At 47.0% G+C, this 553-nt stretch carries 1 protein-coding gene; it reads right to left on the bottom strand.

Annotated elements, in window-relative coordinates:
* Positions 1-553: fasciclin domain-containing protein (locus ABD224_RS29370; RefSeq protein WP_344055378.1), on the bottom strand; the 553-nt coding region annotated here is incomplete at both ends.

Genomic DNA, 553 nt, shown 5'->3' on the forward strand with positions numbered 1-553 from the left:
TGTAGTCATCACCTAGGATATCCAATAGACCGACAAAAGCCTCGTTGGTAGGGGCGAATACCGTGAAAGGACCTTCACCGCTCAAAGTTTCCACCAATCCGGCGTTAGCGGCAACAAGTGCATCGACAAGAATGCTCAGGTCATCTGTGGCGATAGCGAGCTCTACAATATTTTTCATCTGAAGGCTAGCTACAAAATCAACAGCTTCCTGCGGTAACAATACTTTGTTGATTACGTGTACGACTCCGTTACTGGCATCCACATCAGGAATCACCACGGTAGCATTATCATCGGTAGCGTCAATAATGTGAACAGTATGGTTTGTAATATTGATGCCTACTGAAGCTCCGTTTACCGTTGCGATTGACTGTCCATCGGAAAGGTCTGCGGCGAAAGCTTCGGTTCCCGCCACTACGTGGTAGGTAAGAATCTTAACCAAAAGGTCTATCTCTTCCTGAGTATCGAAATCGGAAAGTGCGTTGTAGTCATCACCTAGGATATCCAATAGACCGACAAAAGCCTCGTTGGTAGGGGCGAATACCGTGAAAGGACC

The sequence above is a fragment of the Streptomyces thermoalcalitolerans genome (assembly GCF_039525155.1).
GTDB classification, from domain to species: Bacteria; Actinomycetota; Actinomycetes; order Streptomycetales; family Streptomycetaceae; genus Streptomyces; species Streptomyces thermovulgaris.